The 24,339-nt window shown below is 65.9% G+C and carries 24 protein-coding genes; 8 read left to right on the top strand and 16 right to left on the bottom strand.

Annotation, left to right across the window (positions count from 1 at the left end):
* Positions 1-49: 49 nt before the first annotated feature.
* The 4 genes from OWC43_RS20705 to OWC43_RS20690 form a co-directional block, all read right to left on the bottom strand.
* The gene (locus OWC43_RS20705) at positions 50-1,543 is read right to left on the bottom strand and encodes a type II and III secretion system protein family protein (RefSeq protein ID WP_393958115.1); all 1,494 of its coding nucleotides are present in this window, start codon (positions 1,541-1,543) and stop codon (positions 50-52) included.
* A gap of 11 nt (positions 1,544-1,554) precedes the next feature.
* Entirely contained in the window at positions 1,555-2,337 is a 783-nt protein-coding gene (cpaB, locus tag OWC43_RS20700; RefSeq protein ID WP_393958609.1) for a Flp pilus assembly protein CpaB, read from the bottom strand.
* Positions 2,338-2,509: 172 nt separating this feature from the next.
* A complete protein-coding gene (locus OWC43_RS20695) occupies positions 2,510-3,028 on the bottom strand; it encodes a prepilin peptidase (protein WP_393958114.1) in 519 nt (172 codons plus the stop codon).
* A 340-nt stretch (positions 3,029-3,368) separates the two neighbouring features.
* Entirely contained in the window at positions 3,369-3,557 is a 189-nt protein-coding gene (locus OWC43_RS20690) for a Flp family type IVb pilin (protein ID WP_393958113.1), read from the bottom strand.
* A gap of 349 nt (positions 3,558-3,906) precedes the next feature.
* Between OWC43_RS20690 and OWC43_RS20685 the strand changes: the two genes are divergently transcribed.
* Complete coding sequence (locus tag OWC43_RS20685; RefSeq protein WP_393958112.1) at positions 3,907-4,380, top strand: pilus assembly protein N-terminal domain-containing protein; 474 nt, start codon at positions 3,907-3,909, stop codon at positions 4,378-4,380.
* 27 nt (positions 4,381-4,407) lie between these two features.
* Here OWC43_RS20685 and OWC43_RS20680 read toward each other — a convergent pair whose 3' ends face one another.
* Together OWC43_RS20680 and OWC43_RS20675 are read right to left on the bottom strand one after the other, a co-directional pair.
* Positions 4,408-5,910, bottom strand: a complete 1,503-nt coding sequence (locus tag OWC43_RS20680; protein WP_393958111.1) for a phosphomannomutase/phosphoglucomutase — start codon at positions 5,908-5,910, stop codon at positions 4,408-4,410.
* A gap of 103 nt (positions 5,911-6,013) precedes the next feature.
* Entirely contained in the window at positions 6,014-6,682 is a 669-nt protein-coding gene (locus OWC43_RS20675) for a DNA-binding protein (RefSeq protein WP_393958110.1), read from the bottom strand.
* 179 nt (positions 6,683-6,861) lie between these two features.
* On the opposite strand from OWC43_RS20675, the gene OWC43_RS20670 reads away from it, so the two are divergent.
* Both OWC43_RS20670 and OWC43_RS20665 read left to right on the top strand, forming a co-directional pair.
* Positions 6,862-7,530, top strand: coding sequence for a response regulator transcription factor (locus OWC43_RS20670; protein WP_393958109.1), 669 nt, complete (start codon positions 6,862-6,864; stop codon positions 7,528-7,530).
* Positions 7,530-8,861, top strand: coding sequence for an ATP-binding protein (locus tag OWC43_RS20665; protein WP_393958108.1), 1,332 nt, complete (start codon positions 7,530-7,532; stop codon positions 8,859-8,861). The genes OWC43_RS20670 and OWC43_RS20665 overlap by 1 nt, the downstream gene beginning before the upstream one ends.
* Before the next feature lie 57 nt (positions 8,862-8,918).
* On the opposite strand, the gene OWC43_RS20660 is transcribed toward OWC43_RS20665, so the two are convergent.
* Positions 8,919-9,935: an SDR family oxidoreductase gene (locus OWC43_RS20660; RefSeq protein WP_393958107.1), complete on the bottom strand. Its 1,017-nt coding sequence runs from the start codon at positions 9,933-9,935 to the stop codon at positions 8,919-8,921.
* 310 nt (positions 9,936-10,245) lie between these two features.
* On the opposite strand from OWC43_RS20660, the gene OWC43_RS20655 reads away from it, so the two are divergent.
* From OWC43_RS20655 to nfi, 4 genes are all read left to right on the top strand, one after another.
* Entirely contained in the window at positions 10,246-10,944 is a 699-nt protein-coding gene (locus OWC43_RS20655; RefSeq protein WP_393958106.1) for a 50S ribosomal protein L25/general stress protein Ctc, read from the top strand.
* A 90-nt stretch (positions 10,945-11,034) separates the two neighbouring features.
* The gene (gene pth / locus OWC43_RS20650; RefSeq protein ID WP_137830040.1) at positions 11,035-11,673 is read left to right on the top strand and encodes an aminoacyl-tRNA hydrolase; all 639 of its coding nucleotides are present in this window, start codon (positions 11,035-11,037) and stop codon (positions 11,671-11,673) included.
* Between the two features lie 79 nt (positions 11,674-11,752).
* Positions 11,753-12,850: a redox-regulated ATPase YchF gene (ychF, locus tag OWC43_RS20645; protein WP_393958105.1), complete on the top strand. Its 1,098-nt coding sequence runs from the start codon at positions 11,753-11,755 to the stop codon at positions 12,848-12,850.
* Positions 12,851-12,857: 7 nt separating this feature from the next.
* Complete coding sequence (nfi, locus tag OWC43_RS20640) at positions 12,858-13,520, top strand: deoxyribonuclease V (protein ID WP_393958104.1); 663 nt, start codon at positions 12,858-12,860, stop codon at positions 13,518-13,520.
* Between the two features lie 61 nt (positions 13,521-13,581).
* Here the strand turns inward: nfi and OWC43_RS20635 are convergent, their stop codons facing one another.
* The 8 genes from OWC43_RS20635 to OWC43_RS20600 all read right to left on the bottom strand — a co-directional run bounded on the left by OWC43_RS20635 (position 13,582) and on the right by OWC43_RS20600 (position 21,345).
* Positions 13,582-14,070 (bottom strand): GAF domain-containing protein, encoded by a 489-nt coding sequence (locus OWC43_RS20635; RefSeq protein WP_393958102.1) that lies wholly within the window; start codon positions 14,068-14,070, stop codon positions 13,582-13,584.
* Positions 14,071-14,225: 155 nt separating this feature from the next.
* On the bottom strand, positions 14,226-15,113 hold the full coding sequence (locus OWC43_RS20630) for a tetratricopeptide repeat protein (RefSeq protein ID WP_393958101.1): 888 nt from the start codon (positions 15,111-15,113) through the stop codon (positions 14,226-14,228).
* A complete protein-coding gene (gene ilvD, locus OWC43_RS20625; protein ID WP_393958100.1) occupies positions 15,100-16,830 on the bottom strand; it encodes a dihydroxy-acid dehydratase in 1,731 nt (576 codons plus the stop codon). The genes OWC43_RS20630 and ilvD (OWC43_RS20625) overlap by 14 nt, the downstream gene beginning before the upstream one ends.
* Before the next feature lie 612 nt (positions 16,831-17,442).
* Positions 17,443-18,228, bottom strand: coding sequence for an ethanolamine ammonia-lyase subunit EutC (gene eutC, locus OWC43_RS20620; protein WP_393958099.1), 786 nt, complete (start codon positions 18,226-18,228; stop codon positions 17,443-17,445).
* Positions 18,225-19,607: an ethanolamine ammonia-lyase subunit EutB gene (locus OWC43_RS20615; RefSeq protein WP_137830047.1), complete on the bottom strand. Its 1,383-nt coding sequence runs from the start codon at positions 19,605-19,607 to the stop codon at positions 18,225-18,227. Before OWC43_RS20615 ends, eutC begins: the two co-directional genes overlap by 4 nt.
* A gap of 178 nt (positions 19,608-19,785) precedes the next feature.
* Complete coding sequence (locus tag OWC43_RS20610; protein WP_393958608.1) at positions 19,786-20,379, bottom strand: DsbE family thiol:disulfide interchange protein; 594 nt, start codon at positions 20,377-20,379, stop codon at positions 19,786-19,788.
* A 2-nt stretch (positions 20,380-20,381) separates the two neighbouring features.
* Positions 20,382-20,534 carry a heme exporter protein CcmD gene (gene ccmD, locus OWC43_RS20605; protein WP_137830049.1) on the bottom strand — a complete coding sequence of 51 codons (153 nt, stop codon included), beginning with the start codon at positions 20,532-20,534 and terminating at the stop codon, positions 20,382-20,384.
* Positions 20,535-20,544: 10 nt separating this feature from the next.
* Positions 20,545-21,345 (bottom strand): heme ABC transporter permease, encoded by an 801-nt coding sequence (locus OWC43_RS20600; protein ID WP_393958098.1) that lies wholly within the window; start codon positions 21,343-21,345, stop codon positions 20,545-20,547.
* 212 nt (positions 21,346-21,557) lie between these two features.
* Here OWC43_RS20600 and OWC43_RS20595 point away from each other — a divergent pair, with 212 nt between their 5' ends.
* Positions 21,558-22,397 carry a transglutaminase family protein gene (locus OWC43_RS20595; RefSeq protein WP_393958097.1) on the top strand — a complete coding sequence of 280 codons (840 nt, stop codon included), beginning with the start codon at positions 21,558-21,560 and terminating at the stop codon, positions 22,395-22,397.
* 58 nt (positions 22,398-22,455) lie between these two features.
* On the opposite strand, the gene ilvD (OWC43_RS20590) is transcribed toward OWC43_RS20595, so the two are convergent.
* Positions 22,456-24,291: a dihydroxy-acid dehydratase gene (gene ilvD, locus OWC43_RS20590; RefSeq protein WP_393958096.1), complete on the bottom strand. Its 1,836-nt coding sequence runs from the start codon at positions 24,289-24,291 to the stop codon at positions 22,456-22,458.
* Positions 24,292-24,339 lie beyond the last annotated feature (48 nt).

Genomic DNA, 24,339 nt, shown 5'->3' with positions numbered 1-24,339 from the left:
CTGGTCCGGCAGGGCCTTGGAGTGGCTCGGCCCCGGTGCACGCATCGACCTAGTCGGCGATGAAGCCGACACGGCCGCGATAGGAGGGTCCGAGCGTGCCGCCCCCGACCGTTCCGTAAAGTTTGTTGAATCGTCCGAGCAGCACGGCCTGACCATCCGGCGCATCGACGAAGTTATCGTCCGGCCGTTGGACTTGGCGCGCTTCCATCGCCTGCGCGATGTAGGGCGTGACCATGATCATCAGCTCGGTCTCGTCGCGCTGATAGTCGCGTGAGCGGAACAGAGCGCCCAGAATCGGCAGGTTCATCAGCCCCGGCAGGCCGCCGATGGCAGCGCGGTTCTTCTGCTGGATCAGGCCTGCCGTCATCATCGTCGCGCCGGAAGCGAGTTCGACCGTCGTTTCCGAACTGCGCTTGGTGGTCGCAGGAATTGCCGTCGACCGCCCGTTGCCGGCGAAGGCGAAGTTGAAGCTGTTCTGCCGGTCCAATTCTGTCACGTCGGTCGCGACACGAATGGAGATGCGGTTTTCTGCCAACACGACTGGCGTGAAAGAAAGGCTGACACCGTAGGGCTTGTAGAGAATGGAAATCTGACAACCCGTCCCAAGGGTATTCGCCGTACAGGCACCCGGTACAGGAATTTCGCCACCCGCCGTGAACTTTGCAGCTTCACCGGAAATTGCCGTCAACGTTGGCTCAGCAAGAATTCGTGAAACGCCTGCCTGCTCAAAGGCTTTCAGCGTAGCTTTGAGTGAGAACCCCCCGGCCCGAACGGATGCATTCAAAGCGTTCCCTTCCGGCGAGTAACTGCCGGTGATCGGGAACGGTGTTGCGTTGCTGAGAAAGCTTCCTGGTGCCGATGCCGCTGAATCAACAGGATTCAACGCAGCCCAGTTTCCGGTCGTGCTAATACCGAATTGCTTGATGACGGAGCGCGACACCTCCACCACAGTGACGCGCAGCATCACCTGATCTTTGTTTCGAATCGTCAAATTATTGATGACCGCACCGCGAGCGCCGCCGCCGGCACTCGATATCCCAACAAAGGCGTTGGCGATGTCGACCGCCTGCTGAGCCTCTGAGGCCGAACCGACAGCGCCAGACAGGACGATCGAATCTCCAACTGCCTTCACATCGAACCGGCCCGCCGGCATGCTCTGCTGCAGCGAGAGTTTCAGAACGTTGATGTCGCGGGCAATCGTAACGTCGAGGGCGGCGATCTGCCGACCTTCGGCATCCATCACGAAAATCGAGGTGGCACCATTCTCGATGCCGATCAGAAAGAGCTTGCGACTCGACCGCACCACCGCATTCGCGACGGCAGGGTTAGCCACGAACACCTCTTTCGCATCGCGAGGGAGATCGACGATCAAGGAGCGGCCTTTGGTCAGCTCAATCTTGCGTGAAGCATTCGCCTCGGCTGCACCAATCGTCAGCACCGGGGAACCCGACGACGCACTTTCCGCGACCGAGGGGAGAGCTGCAGAGCAGGAGCTGGCAGCGAGCGCGAAGGCGAGGGCCCGGCGGTGTAACTGAAGGAACATGCGATTCGTCCTCACCGGCGCTGCTGCTTGGCGACGCCGAAGCGCACCACGGTCATGGCTCCGTCGGGCTCGGCATCCGCGACCGCTGTAGCTTGTCCTGCGTCCTGAACGCTGCGCAGCACGAGCGAGAGTTGTCCGACCTTCTGCGCGAGCGTCACGACCTCAGCTTGGCTGGGCGTCAGCGCCAAAGTCGCGGTTTCGGCGGTGACGACGTTCGCGCCACCCTTCTCCTGAACGATTTGACCGACTGCCAACACGCGGATGTCAGTCAGCAGCGTTTCGGCGAACTGATCGTTGCCATTGCCACTCTCGTCGCGAGCGGTCTTGATGACGTCGACGCGGTCATTCGGCAGGATGAAGCCGCCGGCCGAGCTCGAACCGCGGTTGTCGGTGGTGATCGCCACGGCTCGCATGCCCGGCGGCAGAATCGCCGACATGAAGCCGCTGCCGGCTTTGACGAGGCGCTCGGGGCGGATCGGCTCATTGGCCGAGAATGGCGTCCTAACGATCGAACCAACCGCGTCCTCGAGTCCGTGCGGCGCGGCTTTGCGCTCGACATAGGACGGTGACAACGCCTGCTCGGGCCAGGACATCCAACGAAGGTCTTCGGCCTTCAGAGTCTGCCCCATCGGCAGGTCGGCAGCGGCGACGAGCACGTCGGACAGTTGGATCTGCGGTGCAGGCTCCGTGCGGAGGACTGGCTCCGGCGGCTTCTCCTCACCGCTCATCAGAAGGGCGGCGCCGCAGCCCGCGACGATCGCGATGGCCAGTACGGCAAGACGGGCTGGTTTCATGGCGGGTGCAGAACCGTTCAACGGCTTCACTGCCGTCTGATCCCCACACTGCACCCAGATTCGTGTAGTTATGGTTAACCGACCGTCACCTCGCCGCGCCAATCAAATTAGGGAATAGCTCAAAAGCACGACTGTGTTTTCAGCGGCTCGATGGTTGACCACAATCCCGCTGTTAGATTAGTAGAAGATTTTTCCAGATCATGGTTTCCGGCGCCACGAACAGCGCAGCGCTTGCGAGAGCGATCCCGTAAGGGATACCAGTCCGAGAGTCATGTAGACGCACAGCAAAAGGCAACCGTAGAGTCGCCAGGGGGAGCGGATACATGCGAATATAGAGTATGGCTAAAGTCAGTGCTCCGCCAGCCAAGGACGCAACGAAGAGGAAATCCGCGAGATTGGCAAATCCGAACCAAAGGGCAATTCCCGCTGCAAGCTTTGCATCTCCCCCGCCGACCCAGTTGAGCGCAAACAATCCGAATGCAACGGCCAACGTAAAGGCACCAGCGGCGGCGTGCCAACTCATTGCTTCGATGGTCATGCCGGATGCAAGCCCATAGAGCGCAAATCCAGCAACTAAAAACAATGAAATTTTGTTAGAAATTTTCATTGTGAGGAGATCACTTGCAGCAGCATACGCCAGCAAGAAAGGAAACAAAACGCACAAGAGAAAGCCTGCTATATGGGCTGCCATAGGTAGTCCCTCATATGTCGAGACACGAGATACAGCCAAATAGCTGACGCAAATTATTTCTCCGATTATAAATCGATGTAAATGCTAGTTATTTGGTCGGATGTATAGGCGGGGAAATCCATGATTTTTATATATAATTTATATCTAACACATGCATTCCAACACAACAAACCATCCCGAATATTGTTCTTGAGTCACATATTAACATTATTATTAAATTATCTGTTTTCTTACCTAGAGATGGTGGCAGCAGAATGACGCTGAGCCTGAGGATGCGAGATGATAATCATCCCGCATTACTAAGACTTTTCCCATTCTAACTGCCACTCAATCAACAGTATTACTTGTTGATATCGCTTGCCTTGCTCTGAAGGGCGGAGCCCATCGTGGTAAAGGCGGTCTGAAGACTGGAGCCGAAAGCCTTGAAAATCGTAACGACGGCAATGCCCATCATCGCAGCGACCAGGCCATACTCGATCGCGGTGGCGCCAGACTCGTCGGCGACGAAACGCTTGGCAATAGCTTTCATGGTACTCTCCACTTGACCGTTATCTGATGTGTCGGTCGAAAGTCTGTTCAGGCCCCGATCGGCGACGGGGCTAGAGTTAGCGCCCATGAGTTGCTTTTGAGTTAAATCATCCGATGAACCTTGAGGAACGGGGCTCGTTCGAAAGCTGCGTTAACGGTCGGTTTCACCAATTGCACAGCGAAGGAACAGTGAGGAAGCGCCGACGCAAACGAGCCTTAGCAGTTCTTTCACCACTTTTCGGTTGTGCTGTGGGTCGCGCGCTGCCCGTTCGCCTCGCTCGTTATTGGGGTCTGGCAGGCGGCGCATCCCGGCAATGACTCGCCGGCTCATCGGACCGGATCGACCGCCCATGCCCTGCTCGCGACCTGCCCGTTCTGCCCTTCTCGCCATCGGCCCGGCGCTGCTCGCCCTGTTCGGTCATGCGGTCGCGAACGAGGCGGTGCCGCAGAACGTGGTGTCCGTCTCGGTGGACAACGCGAAGGTGATCCGATTGCCGGAGAAGACCGCGACGGTGATCGTCGGCAACCCGATGATCGCCGACATCACGCTTCAGCGGAACGGGGTCGTCGTGCTGACCGGCAAGAGCTTCGGCAGCACCAACCTGATCGCGCTGGATCACAAGGGCACGATGCTGGCCGAATCGACGATCAGCGTGCAAGCCCCGCAGGCTTCGATCATCACCGTGCAGCGCGGCCTCGATCGCGAATCCTATTCCTGCACGCCGAACTGTCAGCCTTCGGTGCAGTTGGGCGATGCCCAGAAATATTTCTCGGACACCAGCGCCCAGGCCGAACAGCGACGCTCGATGGCGGCGGGCAAGTAGCCCACCGTCGACGCAGCGCGGGGGACGTCAGATCGTCTGATTGTAAGCGCCCACTTCCGGGTGCTGCCGCAGCACGCCGTCGACGGCTTTGAACATCGCGTGCAGCCGCGCCTCGGAGACGGGGCTCTCCACCACGACGACGAGTTCCGGCTTGTTCGAGGAGGCGCGCACCAAGCCCCAGGTGCCGTCCTCGGTGGTGATCCGGACGCCGTTCACCGTCACGAGGCTGGTGATCGCCTGACCCGCCACCGGCTCACCTCTCGCCTGCATCGACCGGAAGCGCTCGGTCACCGCCTCGACGACGCCGTACTTCACCTCGTCGGCGCAGTGGGGCGACATGGTCGGCGAGCCCCAGGTCTTGGGGAGGGCCCGGTACAGGTCGGCCATCGTTTGGGTCGGATTGCGATCGAGCATCTCGATCACCGCGATCGCGGTCAGCAGGCCGTCGTCGTAGCCGCGGCCGACCGGCTCGTTGAAGAAGAAGTGCCCCGACTTCTCGAACCCGGCCAAGGCGCCCAACGCGTTGACGCGGCGCTTGATGTAGGAATGCCCGGTTTTCCAGTAATCGGTCTGGACCGCGCGCGATTGCAATTCCGGATCGGCCGCATAGAGCCCGGTCGATTTCACGTCGACCACGAAGGTGGCGCCCGGGTGAAGCTTCGACAGGTCGCGAGCCAGCATGACCCCGATCTTGTCGGCGAAGATCTCCTCGCCCTCATTGTCCACCACGCCGCAGCGGTCGCCGTCGCCGTCGAAGCCGAGGCCGACATCGGCGCCGGTCTCTTTCACCTTGGCCGCGATCGCATGGAGCATCTCCATGTCCTCGGGGTTCGGGTTGTAGCGCGGGAACGTGTAGTCGGGCTCGACGTCGAGCGGGATCACCTCGACGCCGAGGCGCTCCAGGAGGGCCGGGGCGAAGGCGCCCGCCGTCCCATTGCCGCAGGCCGCAACGACCTTGAGCTTCCGCGAGATCGGCTTGGCCCGCGCGACCAAGTCCGCGAGGTAGACCTCTGCGAAGCCTTCGACGAACGCGTAGGAACCGCCGTCGCGGTACTGAAAGGTGCCACCGGTGACGATCTCCTTGAGGCGGCCCATCTCCTCCGGGCCAAACGTCATGGGGCGATTGGCGCCCATCTTCACGCCGGTCCAGCCGTTGTCGTTGTGGGATGCGGTGACCATGGCCACGCAGGGACAATCGAGGGCGAACTGACCGAAATAGGCCATCGGCGAGAGCGCGAGACCGATATCCTTCACCCGCAAACCGGCAGCCTGCATCCCGGCGATAAGCGCGAGCTTGATCGAGGACGAGTAGCTGCGGAAATCGTGCCCGGTGACGATCTCGGGGCGCACCCCAAGTTCGTGCACGAGTGTGCCGAGTCCCAGTCCCAAAGCCTGGACGCCCATCAGGTTGATCTCCTGCGGGAACAGCCAGCGGGCGTCGTATTCGCGAAACCCCGTCGGCTTGACCAACGGCAGCTGCTCGAACGCGAAGGTGTTCGGATCGAGCTTCGGCACGGGCTTGGGGAACATCGCGGGCCCTTCGCGTCGGTGGGTGCGGAACCGCCGATGCATGTAGCCCGCGCTACCGGCCAGGGAAAGCGCGGCGGCTCTCCCTGGCCGGGCCCTCAACCGGTCAGAATACGCGCTTCTCGCGGATGCCGCCGTCGAAGCCGACATGGAGCAGGCGCTCGCGTCCATCCGTGCCCTTGGCAGCCACATCGAGATGGCGCGGTCCGCGCCCCGCGATGCGGACATCCGTGTAACCGGCCGCCTCGACCTTCGCCTTGAGGCCCGGAACGTCGATCTCGGGGCCGAGACCGACCTTGTCCTTCATCCAATCGACGCTGCCGGGGGGCGGGCCGCCCGCGGGCTTGAGACTCGTCGTGGTGCCATCGGCCCGGACCAAGGCAGCGGCGTGGAGGAAGCCGTTCTCGAAGCGACCGCGCACCGTCACGGTCTCGCCCTTACGGACGAGATCGCCGCCTTCGCCCTGACGGCCGGTCTCGATCAGCGCCCGGCCGGACGTGTCCTGCAGGATGAACTTGTTGCCGAAGATCTCGGCCACCTCGCCCTTGGCCGCCACGGCGCCGGACGGAGCCAGCGCCGAGATCGCCACGGGCTCCAGCGGGGTCGTCGCGACGTCGCCCTTCTGGGCGAAGGAGAGGCCGACGGCGCCGAGCGCCAACGGAACGGCCAGCGCACCGACGACGAGGCCGCGGCGGGCGCCGGAGCGGCGCGCTGCACGGGCAGGCTCGGCCTCGGTGGGGGTGGTGATGGGGGTGGGGATGGACTGCTCGGTCATCGTTCTCGTCTTTCCTCTGGGATCTCGAACATGCTCCGGCGACCGCTTCGCCGCCGGGATGCAGCGTGTTTAGGAGACGGCCCGAAATCCGGCCTGAACCTGCAGGTTCAGTTCCCGTTAAAGCTCGGCGCCTACAGCGCGCCGCCCTTCGAGATCCTGCGGGAGGCCCTTGGACGCCGATGAAGCTGCTGCTCGCCGAGGACGATGCCGCTTTGGCCGCGGAGCTGTTGCGGGCCTTGCGCGCCGAGCACTTCGCCGTCGACCACGCGGTGAACGGCGAGGATGCGCGCCATCTCGGCGAGACCGAACACTACGATGCCGTCATCCTCGATCTCGGCCTTCCGGTGGTGGACGGCGTCACGGTCCTCCGCGACTGGCGGACGGCAGGGCTCACGCTTCCGGTCTTGATCCTGACCGCGCGGGACGGCTGGAGCGACAAGGTCGCGGGATTCAAGGCGGGCGCTGACGATTACCTGGTCAAGCCGTTTCGTGTGGAGGAACTGGTGATCCGCCTGCGCGCGCTGGTGCGGCGCGCCAGCGCCAACGGCGCGACGCAGATCACCTGTGGCCCCCTCGTCTACGATTCCGGTCTCGGCAGCTTCGAGCGGGACGGCCTGCCGCTGCGCCTCACCGGCCTTGAATGGCGCGTGCTGTCCTGCCTGATCCTGCGCAAGGACGTGGTGGTGCCGCGCGATCAGCTGATCGAGCGCGTCTATGACGGCGATGCCGAGGTCGATTCGAACTCGGTCGAGGTCATCATCACGCGGCTGCGCCGCAAGATCGCCCCGGCCCGAATCGAGAGCGTGCGGGGTCACGGCTGGCGCCTTCATGCGGAGCCCGACGCGTGATGGGACGGCGCAGAGGTGCCTCGCTACAGCGGCGCCTGTTTCTCGGTGCCCTCGTCTTCGTCACGCTGGCCCTCGTGGTGGCGGGCCTCGCCATCGGTCTCGTGCTCTACCGCTTCGCCCGCGGGCAGATCGATGCGCGGCTCGATGGCGAGATTTTCGCGATATCCGCTGACCTGAAGACCGGCAAAGACGGTCCCGTTCTGTCGTACGCCCATGACGGGCCGCCCTTCGATCGCCCACGCAGCGGGTGGTACTGGCAGGTTCGGACGGGGGAGGGGATCCTGCGCTCCCCCTCGCTCGGCGAGGCCGAGCTCACCGTGCCGCGCGGCCCCGAGCGGGAGGATGGCCGACCCGCTCCCGCTGACGGAACGGGGCCACGGGGCGAGGGACTGATCCTGCGCGTGCTACGTCTGGCCGGTCCCCGCGATGCGCCCGAGACGGTGATCGTTGCCGCTGCTCCGGCGGCAACCCTGCACGGCCCGCTGCGCGAAGCGGGCAAGACGCTGACGCTGGCGCTCGGACTCCTGGGCATCTGTCTGCTGGCGGGCATTGCCGTGCAGGTGCGGCTCGGCCTGCGCCCCCTCGATACCTTGCGCCGCGAACTCGCGGCGGTGCGAGCCGGCGAACGGGACCGCGTGCCGGAGGAACAACCACAGGAGATTCGGCCGCTGGTGACCGAATTGAACCTGCTGCTGGACCAGAATGCGGCCAATCTCGAGCGTGCCCGCGCCCATGCCGCCAACCTTGCCCACGGTCTGAAGACACCGCTCGCGACCTTGGCCATGGCGGCGGAGCGCAGTGCCGAGCCCGGCCTCGCCCCGCTCGTCGCCGCCATGGACCGGCAGGTCCGCCATCACCTGCGCCGCGCCCGAGCCGCGGCATTGGGCGGGCCCTCGCGCGCACGCGCCGATCTCGCCGGGCAGGCCCGCGATCTGGCCGCCGCCCTGGCCCGGCTGCACGCCGAGCGCGGCTTGGCCATCGAAGCGGAAATCGCGCCGGGTACGAGCGTGGCCTGCGATGCCCAGGATCTCGACGAGATGCTGGGGAACCTGATCGACAATGCCTGTCGCTGGGCACGCAGCCGCGTTCGCATCGGAGCAGCGCGCAGCGGAGCCCTGATCGAGTTGCGCGTCGAGGATGACGGACCCGGCCTCTCGACCGGTCAGGTTGCCCATGTCCTCCAGCGCGGTCGTCGCCTGGACGAGAGCGTGCCGGGTGATGGGTTCGGGTTGCCGATCACGCTGGAACTCGCCGAACTCTACGGCGGGGATTTGAGATTGGAACGCTCGGACCTCGGCGGTTTGCTGGCGCGCCTGCGCCTTCCGGTGTGAGGAAGACTCGGTTCGACCCGCCGCCGCACCCAAGCGGCGGCGGATCGATCGGAGCCCCTACGGCAGACCGTTGCCGCCCGCGGCGCCGTAAATCTGCCCGGTCGCGTAGCTGCCATCGGAGGCGGCAAGCTGCACGTAGATGCCCGCGAGCTCGACCGGCTGACCGGGCCGGCCGAACGGTGTCTTCCCGCCGAACGTCTCGAGCTTGTCCATTGAAGCGCCGCCGGACACCTGCAGCGGCGTCCAGATGGGACCGGGCGCGACTCCGTTGACCCGGATGCCCCGAGCGGCGAGCTGCTTTCCGAGGGAGCGAACGAAGTTCGTCGTGGCGGCCTTGGTCTGCGCGTAATCGTAGAGGTCGGGCGTCGGGTCGGTCGCCTGCTCGGAGGTGGAGGCGATGATCGTCGAGCCGGGCTTGAGGTGCGGAAGCGCGGCCTTGATGATCCAGAACGGGGCGTAGATGTTCGTTTTCATCGTCCAGTCGAACTGCTCGCTGGAGATGTCGAGAATCGAATCGTGTGCCTGTTGGCGCGCGGCGTTGCTGACGAGAATATCGAGCCCGCTCAGGCCCTGAACGGCCCGCTCGACCAGAGAACGGCAGAAGCCTTCGTCGCGCAGGTCGCCCGGAATGGCGATGCCCTTGCGCCCCGCCTGCTGGATCAGGCGGATGACCTCCTGAGCGTCCGGCTCCTCGTCGGGATGGTAGTTGATCGCGACGTCGGCGCCCTCGCGGGCGAAGGCGATGGCCGCGGCCCGGCCCATGCCCGAATCGCCGCCGGTGATGAGCGCCTTCCGTCCGGCGAGGCGGCCCGAGCCGCGATAGCTCGTCTCGCCGTGATCGGGCTTCGGATCCATGCGGCTGGCCAGACCCGGCCAGGGCTGCGACTGCTTTTTGAAGGGCGGCTTCGGGTATTTGTCGATCGGGTTGATCAACGGGTTCGATGCGGGCTCCTGCGCCGCCGCTGGCCCGGCGGCAGCGACCGTTCCGGTCGCCGCCATGGCGAGGCCGCCACCGACGCCCCCCACAAGTTGGCGTCGGGAAAGGGGAATTCGGTTATGGTCGTCCGTGGCCATGGTCGCTCCTCGTGCAATGCCGATGGGAACGGCACCACCCGGTGATCGTTTCGGAGCGCGTTGCCGCAGGGCGGAGGCGAAGTCCGGATGTCCCGGGGGACACGAGCCCCGCTTGTGAACGGTGGACGCGCGATGGCGGGGGGCGGCTCGACCGGCCCGCCATTGCCAGAATGGGTGTTTGCGTGTATGCGCGCCTCGCGCCCTTGAGACACCCTTGGAGGCACGGGCGCGCTGGGAACGGTCGGGCCGTCCGCTTCGGGCGGCCTTTGTCGTTGGGCCCGGCTCCATTTTTCATCAGAAGGATCACGCCATGAGCGCTTCCAAGTCGCTTGAGGCCGTGGCACGCGACCGGGTCGGCAAGGGGGCCGCCCGGGCCGTTCGTCGCCAGGGCCAGATTCCCGCCGTCATCTACGGCGGCAACCAGGCTCCGCAGGCCATCGCCGTCGACCTCATCCGCACCCGCACGCTGATCTATGCCGGCGGCTTCAAGACCACGCTGTTCGACATCAGCGTCGGCGGCAAGAAGGTCCGTGCGATCCCGCGCGACTACCAGCTCGACCCGGTCTCCGGCGTGCCAATGCATGTCGACTTCCTGCGCGTCGTGGCCGGCCAGACCGTGACCGTCGAGGTGCCCGTGCACTTCGTGAACGAGGACGAGGCCCCCGGCATCAAGCAGAGCGGCGGCACGCTCAACGTCGCGCTGCACACCCTCTCGCTCGACGTCGCGCCCGATCAGATCCCCGAGGCCGTCGAGATCGACCTGACCGGCCGCCAGATCGGCGACGTGATCCACGTCTCCGACATCAAGATCCCGGCGGGCACCTATACCGGCGAGGCCACCGACACGGTCGCCAACATCCTGCCGCCGACCGTGCTCGGCGCCGAGGTCGAGGCCGAGGAGGCCGCGATCGCCGAGGCGCAGTCCGCCGAGGCCGCCGAGGAGAAGGCCGAGGGCGAAGAGACCGAGGGCGGCGAGGACGAGAAGTCCGACGCGTCCGACAAGGAGTGATCCGGTCCGGGCGCGGCAGCGCGCCCGGTCGATCGGAGAGATGCCTCGGCCGCCCGGCCGGGGCATTTTCATGTGTAACGGGGCATTCGCATGCGGCTCATCGTCGGCTTAGGCAATCCCGGCCCGCGCTACGCACGAAATCGCCACAATATCGGCTTCCTGGCGGTCGACGAGATTGCCCGCGTCCATCGGGCGAGCCCGTTCCGGCGCCGCTTCCAAGGCGAGGCGGCGGAAGTCGTGCTCGGTTCCGAGCGCGCCATTTTGCTCAAGCCGCAGACCTACATGAACGAGTCCGGCCGCTCGGTCGGCGAGGCGCAGCGCTTCTTCAAAATCGCGCTGGCCGACGTCATCGTGCTGCACGACGAGCTCGATCTCGCCCCGGCCAAGCTGCGGGTGAAGCTGGGAGGCGGCAATGCCGGCCATAACGGCCTGCGCTCGATCACGGCGCAATGCGGCAACGATTACCGCCGCGTGCGCCTCGGCATCGGCCATCCCGGTGACAAGGCGCAGGTTCATGCCTACGTCCTCAACGACTTCGCCAAGGCGGAGGAGCCCTGGGTCGAGGATTTGTGCCGGGCCATCGCCGACCACGCCGCCGTGATGGCCGCCGGAGAAGATGCGAGCTTTCAGAACAAGGTGCATCTCGCCATGGTCGGACGCGGATGGGACGCGGTGAAGACGCCCGCCGAGGCCGGCAAGGCGAAGGCCGCGTCCAGGGACGCGAATTGACACGACGGCACCAGACCCCGATGGAGCCCACAACCGGGTGCGGCTCCCGACCGATCACGACGGACCTTTAGGACCAGCCATGGGCTTCAAATGCGGCATCGTCGGCCTGCCGAACGTCGGCAAGTCGACCCTCTTCAACGCGCTGACCCAGACGGCGGCGGCGCAGGCCGCCAATTATCCGTTCTGCACCATCGAGCCGAATGTCGGCGAGGTCGCGGTGCCGGATCCGCGCCTCGACAGCCTCGCCAAGATCGCCGCGTCGAAGGAGATCATCCCGACGCGGCTCACCTTCGTGGACATTGCCGGCCTCGTCCGCGGCGCCTCGAAGGGCGAGGGGCTCGGAAACCAGTTCCTCGCCAATATCCGCGAGGTCGATGCCATCGCTCACGTCGTGCGCTGCTTCGAGGACGGCGACGTGACCCACGTCGAGGGCAAGGTCGATCCCATCGCCGATATCGAGACGATCGAGACCGAGTTGATGCTGGCCGATCTCGACAGCTTGGAGAAGCGCGTGGTGGCGCTGGAGAAGCGCGCCAAGGGCTCCGACAAGGAGGCCAAGGAATTCCTCGACCTCGTCAACCGGGCGCTCCCGCTGCTGCGGGACGGCAAGCCGGCGCGCCTCGTCGAGCGCAAGGATGACGAGGAACGCCTGTTCCAGCAGCTCGGCCTGATGACGGCCAAGCCCGTGCTGTACGTCTGCAACGTGGACGAGGGCGATGCCGACAAGGGCAATGCCCATTCGCAGGCGGTGTTCGATTGGGCGAAGGCGGAGGGCGCGGTGGCGGTCGTCGTTTCAGCAAAGATCGAGAGCGAGATCGCGGTGATGCCGGTAGCCGACCAGGGCGAATTCCTGGAAGCGGTCGGCCTGACCGAGCCCGGCCTGAACCGGGTGATCCGCGCGGGCTACGATCTGCTCGGCCTCGTCACCTACTTCACCGTCGGCCCGAAGGAGGCCCGCGCCTGGACGATCACCAAGGGCACCCGCGCGCCCGCCGCCGCCGGGGTGATCCATACCGATTTCGAGAAGGGCTTCATCCGCGCGGAAACCATCGCCTATAAGGACTACACCGCCCTCAACGGCGAGTCCGGCGCGCGCGATGCCGGCAAGCTGCGGCTGGAAGGCAAGGAATACGTGGTGCAGGACGGTGACGTCCTGCATTTCCGCTTCGCCAATTGAAGCCGCCTTGCACCTCTATTCGCGCCACGCCTGGGACCTGACACCGTCCGAGGCGGTGGCGCTGCAGAAGCGCCTGCGCGGGGAGGTGGCGATCGACCGGCCGATCGATCTCTCGTCCGTCCATCTCGTGGCGGGCGTCGATGTCAGCGTGAAGAACGAGCGCTCCCGTGCTGCGGTCGTTGTCGTGACGTTTCCCGGTTTTCTCGTCGTCGAGATCGCCACCGCCGAGCGCCCGACACCCTTCCCCTACGTGCCCGGGCTCCTCAGTTTCCGTGAAGGGCCGGTGCTGGAGGAGGCGTTCGGACGGCTGAGGGCCGAGCCCGACGTCTTCCTCTTCGACGGCATGGGCACGGCCCACCCCCGTCGCATCGGCATCGCCTGCCATATGGGCCTGTGGCTGGAACGCCCGACCATCGGCGTCGGCAAGACGCGCCTCGTCGGTACGCACGGACCGCTTGCCGAGGAGAAGGGTGCCTCCACGCCGCTGATCGACCGCGGCGAGACCATCGGCGCCGTCCTCCGCACGCGAACGGGCAAGCACCCGCTCTTCATCTCGCCGGGACACCGGGCCGATCTCACGAGCGCGGTGGCTCTCGTGCTTGCCTGTACGCCCCGATACCGCCTACCGGAGCCGATCCGGCTCGCTCACCGAGCGGCGGGAGATTTTTGAGGTATTCGAGAGATTCACTTCGGGCTCGAACCGGTCGTGAACCCCGCAGCGGCATCCCGCCCTATGAGGCATCCGCGGTCAGCTTTCTCCGCCCGGCCCGCACAGGTTGGATCTGCGAGGCATGACGCACCCGCGCCAACGCTTCCCCCGCCTGTCGGGCCAGAGCTTCGATGCGTGCGAGCGCGGTGGGATCCAGCCACACCATGGCGCACCAATAGGCCCCCAGGGCCGCTACGGGGTTGGGCGAGCCGATCGGAACCATCACGAGGCTGCAGATGGCCTTGTTCACGTAGCTGGCATGGGGCACGCGGGAATCGGACGCGATATCGGTGATCACCACCATCTCGTCGTTCAGCATCGCCCAACCCGAGATGCAGGCGTCGAGCGGAAAGCGGGAACCGCACCAGAGGGGTTCGATCGCGTCCTCCGCGACGTAGCGGCACGACGTACCCTCGCGCAGGACCACGGCAATGCCATCGGAACCGGCGATCCACCGGGCCGTGAGCCGCAGCACGTCGATCACCTCATCCTCCGATCCGGCTTCCGCCATCAGGGCGGCGGTTCTCGTCAGCGCCGGATCGTGCCTGTCATACGCATTCACCATGATGGCACGCTAGCGCGCTTAGCGCGGGGCGTACAGGCGACCCCAGGCCGCCGGAACCATCCGTACGGTCCGGCACAGTGCCGATCCGCTCTCGGGTCGAGTCAGCGGCGACGCCGGGTCGAGCCCGTCGAGAGCGACTGGGCCTGCGCCATCGCATCCGCCCGATCCCCCTCGCTCGCTGAGGCCCAGGCCTTGTCGTAGAGATCGACGATCCAGGCATCGGACGAGCCCTGCACGCCCGCGCGGGCCAGCGCGAGCCATGTCAGGCCCTTGACCATCTGACGCGGCATGCCGGTGCCGTTCACCAGCAGGTCACCCAGCAGCGCCTGGGCCGGGCGGTGGCCCTTCTCCGCAGCGAGATTGAACCAGCGCGCGGCTTTGCGCGGATCCTGCTCTACGCCGGTGCCTTCAAGGTAGAGCCGGGCGAGATTGTACTGGGCGTTCGGATCACCGAAATACGACGCCGCGTAGTTGAACATCTCGTAGGCACGCTCGGGGTTCGGGCGCACGTAAGTGCCCTTGATCCCCTCGAGGAAGTAGGTCCCGAGCGCGTTGAAGGCGCTCGCCAGCACCCCGGAATTCGGCGTGTCGGGCGCATCGTCGGTGGTGTCGTCGGCGATCCGCGAGAAATACTCGAACGCCTTCAAGTCGTCCTGAGGCACCCCGTCGCCCGACGCGTACATGCGGCCGAGTTTCCATAGGGCCAGGGTCTGGCCCTGGTCGGCGGCGTATTCCAGCGCGCGCACGGCGCCCTGCTTGTCACCCGCATTGTAATCGCGCACGCCCGAGCGCAGGGCGTCACGGCCCGACCGGAACCCCTTCTCCGGGACCGGGGTGCGGACGGTGGCATCGAGTGCGGTCGTCGGACCGTTGGCGGCGAGCATCAGCGTGAAGCCGAGGAAGCCGGCGAGAAAGGCCGCACGAAGCCGACCTGGATCGGCCCCGGCCGGCCACATGGGCCGGAACGAGACAGTCCTAGATATCGGCATAGATGTGCGTCTCCTGGGCACCGCCCGGATGCGTGACGGCGCCGTTCACGGCGGGCCCCACGGTCTGCGCGTATTTCCAGAGATAGCCCGAGGTCGCAGCATTGCCCCGCGGTGTCCAGGCGGCACGGCGCTGGGCCAGTTCCTCGTCGGACAGGGCGACGTCGAGGGTGCCCTGGATCGCATCGAGGGTGATGATGTCGCCGTCGCGCAGGAGGCCGATCGGACCGCCGATGGCCGCCTCGGGACCAACATGGCCGACGCAGAAGCCACGGGTCGCGCCGGAGAAGCGCCCGTCGGTGATGAGCGCCACCTTGTCGCCCATGCCCTGTCCGTAGAGGGCGGCGGTGGTCGAGAGCATCTCGCGCATGCCGGGGCCTCCCTTCGGGCCCTCGTAGCGGATGACCAGAACGTCGCCCGGCTTGTAGGTGCGGTTCTGCACCGCCTCGAAGCAGGCCTCCTCGCCGTCGAAGACGCGGGCCGGCCCGGTAAAGACTTGGCTCGAGGCCGGCATGCCCGCGACCTTCACGATGGCCCCCTCCGGCGCGAGGTTGCCCTTGAGGCCGACCACACCGCCGGTGACGGTGATCGGCTTGTCGGCCGGGCGGACTACATCCTGATCGGGATTCCAGGCGACCTTGGCCAGGTTCTCCGCGATCGTGCGGCCGGTGACGGTGAGGCAATCGCCGTGCAGGTAGCCGTGGTCGAGAAGTGTCTTCATGAGGAGCGGGATGCCGCCGACCTCGAACATGTCCTTGGCGACATAGCGGCCGCCGGGCTTCAAATCGGCGATGTACGGCGTCTTGCGGAAGATCTCCGCGACGTCGAACAACGTGAATTCGATCCCGCATTCGTGTGCGATTGCGGGCAGGTGGAGCGCCGCGTTGGTCGATCCGCCCGAGGCCGCCACCGTCGCCGCAGCGTTCTCGAGGCTGTTCCGGGTCACGATGTCCCGTGGGCGGATATTCTTGGCGATGAGTTCCATCACCTTCTCGCCCGCCGCGGCGCAGAATTGGTCGCGGATCTCGTAGGGAGCCGGGGCGCCGGCGGAATAGGGCAGGGCGAGGCCGATGGCTTCGGACACCGTCGCCATGGTGTTGGCGGTGAACTGCGCGCCGCAGGCGCCCGCCGACGGGCAGGCGACCCGCTCCAGTTCGTCGAGATCGTCGAGGCTCATGTCCCCGACGGCGACCTTGCCGACCGCCTCGAACAGATCCTGCACGGTGACCGGCCGACCGCGGAACGAGCCGGGCAGGATCGAACCGCCATAGATGAAGATCGACGGCACGTTGAGGCGCACCATGGCCATCATCATGCCGGGGAGGGACTTGTCGCAGCCCGCGAGCCCGACGAGCGCGTCGTAGGAATGGCCGCGGATCGTCAGCTCGACCGAATCGGCGATGACCTCGCGGGAGGGCAGGGAGGCGCGCATGCCGCCATGGCCCATGGCGATGCCATCGGTGACCGTGATGGTGCAGAATTCGCGCGGCGTGCCCTTGGCGGCGGCGACGCCCTTCTTCACCGCCTGCGCTTGGCGCATCAGCGAGATGTTGCAGGGCGCGGCCTCGTTCCAGCAGGAGGCCACACCGACGAGCGGCTGGTGGATCTGCTCGGTGGTCAGGCCCATGGCATAGAGATACGAGCGGTGGGGTGCCCGCTCGGGTCCCTCCGTCACGTGCCGGCTCGGCAGCTTCGACTTATCGGTCTGACGCGCGTCCATCGCTGATTGATCGCCGATCTCTGCCCCGGTCCCTGTACGCATCCGAGGTCGCGGCGCCTCCCGAGAGAGGTCTCGCGAAAACGTCGTTCGACGTCCTCGAAACTCCGCGATAAAGTGTTGGAGCGACAGCACTTACCGCGACCCCGGAAGTCGTCCCGGTTTATGGTGGGATTGCGGCGCTCGAAGGCACGCCCCAAGGCAAAGTCTGGTTGGTTTCGCGGTGTGTCGGGCCCGCAACAGCTACGCTTGCTTCAATTCATGTCCTGAGATTTCGTATCGAGCTTCATCCGCCTGCACGTTGAGCGCTCATCACTTGAAACCGTCGTGCGGCTTCATCCGGTTTTCCGGGTGATCAAATCCAGTCACACCCAGCATCAACTCGACGATTCGCGTCATCCCCAAGGAATCGACCGATCGCGCGGTGCCTCTGAGGATCTAGGCTCGATCTTGGCTATCCGTTGTCGACGACGCTGAGGCCATAGGCAGGTCGCACCCTCAACGACAGCCGAGCGCTGTCGGCTGCCATGAAAGCTGGAGGACGAGAAGGGAGGCCGATCGGCCTCCGTTCCGATGCGGTTCCGGCGCGGGACGCTGCGGCGTCGGAGCGATATGTCAGCTGGGCGGCGCCAGGGCCTCGGGTGAGTCGGCGGCCTCGATCAGCCGGTCGCTCTCGTCCTTCAAGCCGACCCCGGTCAGCCCGCGGGAGAAGGCTTGAGTCAACAACCAGTTCAGCTTGAAGGCGGCAAGGTCGTGCGAGAGACCGGCCGGGCGCACATTCGAGATGCAATTGCGCTCGGCATCCGAACGGCCGACCTTGGGATCGAAGGTGACGTAGAGGCCAAGACTATCCGGTGAGGACAGGCCCGGTCGTTCCCCGATCACCACCGCCACGGCGCGGGCCCGCAGGGCTTCCGCCGCCTCGTCGCCGAGGGCGACCCGCGCCTGCGTCGCGATCACCACCGGGGCGAGCCTCCAGCCGGCTTTGTCCGCGTGCGGTTTGAAGGCCCTCAGCATGGCGGCAGCCCCCTCGTGAACCGCCCGGGCGGACAGACCGTCGGCCACGACGAGGGCAAGATCGACCGATTCATGGGCCGCCTCGGCAAGGCTGGTGCGACCCTCCGGCGAGAGGCGGCGCCCGTAATCGGGCCGGCGAAGATAGGTCGCGCGATCCTCGGCGCGGGAGGTCACCGTGACGGTGGGCAGCGCGAGCGCTTCGATCTCGGCGGCCAAAGCCGCCGCATCCATCGCGGTGTGCACCGCGTCCCGTGCCTGCGCATGGGCGAGACCGAACTTGAGCACTTCACGGGTCGGCAGGCCTGCGCCGGCGCGACCCAGCCCGATGCGGGCCGGCGTCAGCGCGCCGAGGCGACGCCAGAGATCGTCGGTATCCCCGATCATGCGGCGAGCTCCGGTGCGACGGATATCAAGCGGGACGCCGCATTGCCGGGCAATAGGGTGCCGGTGGCATCGGTGAGCCCGATGCGGGCCAGCCATTCCTCGAATTCCGGGGCGCGCTTCAGGCCCAGGACCTCGCGGATGTAGAGTTGATCGTGGAACGAGGTGGATTGGTAGTTCAGCATCACGTCGTCCGCGCCGGGAATGCCCATGACGTAGGTGCAGCCAGCCGCCCCCAGCAGGGTGAGCAGCGTATCCATATCGTCCTGATCGGCCTCGGCGTGATTGGTGTAGCAGACGTCGACACCGAGCGGCACGCCCATCAGCTTGCCGCAGAAATGATCCTCAAGGCCGGCACGGATGATCTCCTTGCCATCGTAGAGGTATTCGGGCCCGATGAAGCCCACCACCGTGTTGACGAGGAGCGGCCGGTAGCGACGCGCCACCGCGTAGGCCCGGGCTTCGAGGGTCTGCTGATCGATGCCGTGATGGGCATCCGCGGAGAGCGCCGAGCCCTGTCCGGTCTCGAAATACATCACGTTGTCGCCCAAGCTCCCGCGCTTGAGGGCGAGCGCCGCCTCGTGCGCCTCCTTCAGGATCGGCAGCGTGACGCCGAAGCTCGCATTGGCCTTCTGGGTGCCGGCGATGGACTGGAACACGAGATCGACCGGCAGACCTCGGTTCATCGCATCCAGCGTCGTGGTCACATGGGTCAGCACGCAGGCTTGCGTCGGAATTTCGAGGCGGTCGATGATTCCGTCGAACAGGCGCAGCAGGCCGGCCATCGTCTGGATCGAGTCGGAGACCGGATTGATGCCGATGACCGCATCGCCGCAGCCGTAGCTCAATCCGTCGAGTATCGAGGCGGTGACGCCGGCGGGATCGTCGGTCGGGTGGTTCGGCTGGAGCCGCACGGCCAGCGTTCCCGGCAAGCCGATGGTGTTGCGGAACTTCGTCACCACCCGGCACTTGCGGGCGACGAGGATAAGATCCTGATTGCGCATGATCTTGGAGACGGCGGCGGCGATCTCCGGCGTCACGCCGGGCGCGATGCGGGCCAGGGTCTCGGACGTGGCGGTGAGCAGAAACTCGCGAAAATCGCCGACCGTCAGGTGAGCGATGTCGGCGAAGGCCGCCTCGTCGTGATCGTCGAGGATCAGACGGGTGACGTCGTCGTCCTCGTAGGGAATGAGCGGACGCGCCAGGATCTCCTTCAACGGCACGTCGGCGAGGCACCAGCGCGCGGCCATGTTCTCCTCGGCCGATTCCGCGGCGATGCCCGCGAGGCAATCGCCGGAGCGGATCGGCGTCGCCTTGGCCATCAGCGTCGCCAAATCGGCAAAGACATGGGTCCGCGGGCCGACGGTATGGCGATAGGGCATTCAGTGGCTCTCCTGCTCCGATCCCAGGATGCAAGGATCGGGGGAGATGTCGAGGCGCGAGGCCAGAATGGGCATCGGGCCGCCTATCAACGACAGGCTCACCGGATTTCAGGTCGTATCCCGCGAGGAGACTCGTGCCGCGGGTGTCATGAAACCGTTTGGGCGAAGGGCGCCGTCGTCAGTTCGTCGCGGGTGCGGCGCGCCCCGCAGCACGGATGCGCTCCAGCACGCTCGCGTAATTCTCCGGCGTCAGGATGCCGACGAGCTTGTCGCGAATGATGCCGTCCGGACCGATGACGAAGGTCTCGGGAACGCCGTAGACGCCGAGATCGATGCCGGCGCGACCCGTCACGTCGGAACCGACCGCGGAGAACGGCAGTCCGTGACGTTCCAGCCAGCGGCGACCGGCATCCCCCGGATCCTTGTAATCGATGCCGACCAGCCGGATGCCGGGTTCCTGCGCGAGCCGCATCAGCATCGGGTGCTCGACCTGGCAGGGTGCGCACCACGAGGCGAAGATATTCAGGACCGTGACCTGACCCTTGAGGTCGGTGCTGCTGAGCCCCGGCACCGATATGCCTTTGGCTTGCAGGCCCGGCACGGGACCGAGCGCGAAGGTCGGCACCGGCTTGCCGATGAGGGCGGACGGCAGGGCCTGAGGGTCGGCGCCCGAGCGCAGGCGGACGAAGAAGACCACCGCCAGCACGGCGAAGACCACCACCGGCAGCAGGACGAGGAGCGAGCGCCGGGGGCGCTCCACCGTCGGATTCACGCTCACCGGTTGCTGCTCCGCTCGTCCTGAAGTTCGGCCAATGCGCGGAGCTGAGCCCGCCCGTCGCGCCAGCCATTGAGAATCAGGGCGCCGAGCACGAGCGCCGTGAAGCCGAACGCGCCCGCGATGAACGCTGTGTAGGGTCCGAAGGCCATCGCTGGTTTCTCAGATCGCTTGACCGACGGGCAGCGATACCGCCGCCCGGGTGACGGGCGCCTGCACGCCCGAATCCAGCCGTTCGGCCTGGCGGATCAGCAGCGCCCGGACTCGGCGCCGGTAGATTTCGGTACGCATCGCCTGGAGATGCAGCGTCACGCCGAGAAGCGTCATGGCCAGGATCATCTCGAGGAGCGGGTAGAGCATCGACGCATGCAATGTCGGGCTGCCCATCCGGAGGATCGAAGCCGGCTGATGCAGCGTCGACCACCAGTTCACCGAGAACTTGATGATCGGCAGGTTGACCGCGCCGACGAGGGTGAGGATCGAGACCGCACGCGCGGCCCGGTTCGGATCCTCGATGGTGCGCCACAGGGCGATGATGCCGCAATAGAGAAGGAACAGCACCAGCATCGAAGTCAGTCGTGCATCCCAGACCCAGTAGGTGCCCCACATGGGCTTGCCCCAAAGGGAACCGGTGACGAGGCAGATCAGGGTGAAGGCCGCTCCGATCGGCGCGGCAGCACGCTGCGAAACGTCAGCGAGGGGATGGCGCCAGACCAGCGAGCCAACGGCCGACAGGGCCATCGCTCCGTAGAACCCCATTCCGAGGACCGCCGCCGGCACGTGGATGTACATGATCCGCACCGTATCGCCCTGCTGGTAATCCGGCGGCACGGTGAAGAAGGTCAGGAACAGACCGACCGCGATCATCACGGCCGAGAGCCCTGCGAGCCAGGGCAAAGCGGCGCCCGACCAGCGCAGGAAATGGCCCGGTTGGGCGAGGCGGTTCCAGAGAGCGGTCCACATGCCACTCTCCATAACGCTTGCTGCGGCGCACCAGCAATGCGCGCGTTTCGCGCGGGCGGGATCACAAAGGCTTGTGTGCGATGCGCAACATTTGAGCAGCGTCGTTCGGAACGACAAATCCGTCAAAGGATTGTGGGCTCACTCGCGCATCGATCGCAATCTCCGTTGTCGATCGAGCGCCCGTGTTGCAGTCCAAACCTCAAGGCACGGCCATGCTGATCCGCACCGGCTACGACATCGCGTTCGAAACCTTCGCCCCAACTCCGATGACGTTGCTGCTGAACGTGCATCCTTCCCGCAGGAAGGATCTGCGCAGCCCCGAGATCATCACGACCGATCCGCAGGTGCCGCAGCGGCAATCGCTCGACGCGTTCGGCAATGTCTGCACTCGGCTTCTGGCTCCGGCCGGACGCATCACGCTGTCAGCCGATTTCCTCGTCGAAGATTCCGGACTGCCCGACATCATCGAGCCGACGGCGCGGCAGCTTCCGGTGCACGAGTTGCCCGACGACGTGATGCCGTTTCTCCTCGGCAGCCGCTACTGCGACACCGACAAGCTGTGCCCGACGGCTTGGCAGCTCTTCGGCCAAACCCCGGAAGGCTGGGGCCGCGTGCAGGCGATCGTCGACTTCGTGCACGAGCGCATCCATTTCGACTACCAGCAGGCCGACGCCACCCGCACGGCCTTCGACGGCTACACCCAGCAGGTCGGGGTCTGCCGCGACTTCGCCCATCTGGCCATCGCCTTCTGCCGCTGCATGAACATTCCGGCGCGCTACTGCACCGGTTACCTCGGCGATATCGGGGTGCCGGCGGTGCCCGATCCGATGGACTTCTCGGCGTGGTTCGAGGTGTATCTCGACGGGCGCTGGTACACGTTCGACGCGCGCCACAACACGCCCCGCATCGGCCGGATCGTGATGGCGCGTGGGCGCGACGCCACCGATTGCGCGATCTCGACGAGCTTCGGCTCGGCGCGCCTCGTTCGGTTCGACGTGCACACCGACGAGGTGACGCAGTCGGATGCCGTTCGCATCGAACAGGCGGCGTGACCCGCGATCCGCTCCCCTCCTGAACGGGAGGGTAGCGGCCCACGGCCTCTTCGGGTCTTTACTCTTCGAGCCGACGCACGGCGCCCTTCGCCGCGCTGGTCGCCAGCATCGCGTAGGCCCGCAAGGCCGTGCTGACCTTGCGCTTGCGCGGTGATGCCGGGCGCCACCCCTCCCGTTCGCGCAACGCACGGCGCTCCGCCAAGACGGTCTCGTCCACCGCCAAGTGAATGCGGCGGTTCGGGATGTCGATCTCGATCCGGTCCCCCTGTTCCACGAGGCCGATTAGACCGCCCTCGGCGGCCTCCGGCGACACGTGTCCGATGGAGAGACCCGACGAGCCGCCCGAAAAACGTCCATCGGTGACGAGCGCGCAGGCCTTACCGAGCCCCTTCGATTTCAGGTAGCTCGTCGGGTACAGCATCTCCTGCATACCCGGCCCCCCACGGGGGCCTTCGTAGCGGATCAGCACCACCTCACCGGCTTTGACCCGACCGTTCAGAATGCCGTCGACGGCCGCATCCTGGCTCTCGAAGACATGGGCCGTTCCGGTGAAGGTGAGGATCGATGCGTCGACCCCAGCGGTCTTCACGATGCAGCCGTCCTCGGCCAGGTTGCCGTAGAGCACGGCCAGGCCGCCATCCTTGGAATAGGCATGTTCCGCATCGCGGATGACGCCGCCCGCCCGGTCGAGGTCGAGGTCGTCCCAGCGTGATTCCTGGCTGAAGGCGACCTGGGTCGGCACGCCGCCCGGGGCCGCGCGGAAGAATTTCTGCACCGATTCGCTGCGGGTCACCGTCACGTCCCAACGATCGAGCGCCTCGCCGAGGGTGCCGGCGCCGACATTGCCGACATTGCGGTCGATCAGGCCGGCGCGGTCGAGTTCACCGAGGATCGCCATGATCCCACCGGCGCGATGGACGTCCTCCATGTGAACGTTGGCCACCGCCGGGGCGACCTTGCACAGCACCGGCACGCGGCGCGACAACCGGTCGATATCCGCCATGGTGAAGGGCACCTCGCCCTCATGCGCGGCGGCGAGCAGGTGTAGCACCGTGTTGGTCGAACCGCCCATGGCGATGTCGAGGGTCATCGCGTTCTCGAAGGCCGCGAACGAGGCGACCGAGCGCGGCAGCACGCTGGCATCGTCCTGCTCGTAGTAACGGCGGGCCAGATCGACCACGAGGTGCCCGGCCTCCACGAACAGGCGCTTGCGGTCGGCATGGGTCGCCAGGGTCGAGCCGTTGCCGGGGAGGGACAGCCCCAGCGCCTCGGTGAGGCAGTTCATGGAATTGGCCGTGAACATCCCCGAGCAGGAACCGCAGGTCGGGCAGGCGGAGCGCTCGATGACGGCGACATCCTCGTCCGACACCCGGTCGTCGGCCGCTGCCACCATCGCATCGACGAGGTCGAACTTGCGGGTGATGCCGTTCATGACGACCTTGCCGGCCTCCATCGGCCCGCCGGAGACGAACACCGCCGGAATGTTGAGGCGGAGCGCCGCCATCAGCATGCCGGGGGTGATCTTGTCGCAATTCGAGATGCAGACCATGGCGTCCGCACAATGCGCGTTGACCATGTACTCGACCGAGTCGGCGATGAGTTCGCGAGACGGCAGCGAGTACAGCATCCCATCGTGACCCATGGCGATGCCGTCATCGACCGCGATGGTGTTGAATTCCTTGGCGACACCGCCCGCCTTCTCGATCTCGCGGGCGACGAGCTGACCCAAATCCTTCAAGTGGACATGGCCGGGCACGAACTGGGTGAACGAGTTCACCACCGCGATGATCGGCTTGCCGAAATCCGAGTCCTTCATGCCGGTGGCACGCCACAGGCCGCGGGCGCCGGCCATGTTGCGGCCATGGGTGGTGGTGCGGGAGCGATAGGCGGGCATTTTTGCTGATCGACTTTTCGAGCCGGATCGGCCGATGGGCCGGTCCTC

Origin of the sequence: Methylorubrum sp. POS3 (assembly GCF_043352485.1) — a bacterium.
GTDB classification, from domain to species: Bacteria; Pseudomonadota; Alphaproteobacteria; order Rhizobiales; family Beijerinckiaceae; genus Methylobacterium; species Methylobacterium suomiense.
The sequence above is the reverse complement of the archived record's forward strand: the minus strand, read 5'-3'. Positions and strand labels throughout refer to the sequence as shown.